The organism is Candidatus Schmidhempelia bombi str. Bimp (genome assembly GCF_000471645.3).
GTDB lineage: Bacteria > Pseudomonadota > Gammaproteobacteria > Enterobacterales > Orbaceae > Utexia > Utexia bombi.
Map to the genome: position 1 here is coordinate 1 of NZ_AWGA01000110.1, position 745 is coordinate 745.

The window sequence follows — 745 nt, forward strand, 5'->3', positions numbered from 1 at the left end:
CATTATGATAAAGAGTATCAGTAAATAACGATTCTTCAGGAAAAAGATGTTGATATTCTCGCCCTAAATCGGTTAAATCATAATGATAAATCCCCGGCTGCCCTGCCACTGGCTCACGGGTTAATAAACCGATATGAGCAAATAAGGGAAGTGATCTTGATAATTTCCCCTTATTCCAGACTGTCCATTGATCATCATCTTCTAATACAGGCTCATCAGTATAAGGAAACTTTACTGCCCCTAAATATAAACAAAAATCACCTTTCGCTTTAGTCACAGCCCGTGCTTCATCATAACCATTTTGGATCATGGTTTTTAGCTGCCCTTTGTTATAACAGCCACACAATATACTGGCGACTAAGCCTATCGTGATAAGTTGGGTTAACTTGTTCATCTTTTTCCTCTCAATTATTTTTATCTATTAAAGCGTTATTGCTGGTGTTTATACGTATAAAACATCAGTAAAGGTTTCACTGCTTCAGCCTTATTATTGCCATTTTTAGGCGTCTTGCCTTGCGGCCAGTAGCGTATTTGTAAATACACTTCATCTGCCCCTGAAAACCTATACGCCCCTAGTTTATAAAATAGCTGAAAATAAAGATGGCGATCATCATTTGACCGCCATTATCATTAGCTTACTTAATCAAATAACTTAAATAATTAATATTGAAGTTTTGATTTAAGCAATTATTTTTTCTCTGCTTGCTCATCAAGTACTGGTTTTCCTGAAGGCGGAATCAATTCA

The 745-nt window shown here is 36.4% G+C and carries 1 protein-coding gene; it reads right to left on the reverse strand.

What is annotated here, in order from left to right:
- Window positions 1–394: hypothetical protein (locus O970_RS09225; protein WP_133459412.1), on the reverse strand; the 394-nt coding region annotated here is incomplete at its 3' end.
- Between the last annotated feature and the right edge of the window lie 351 nt (window positions 395–745).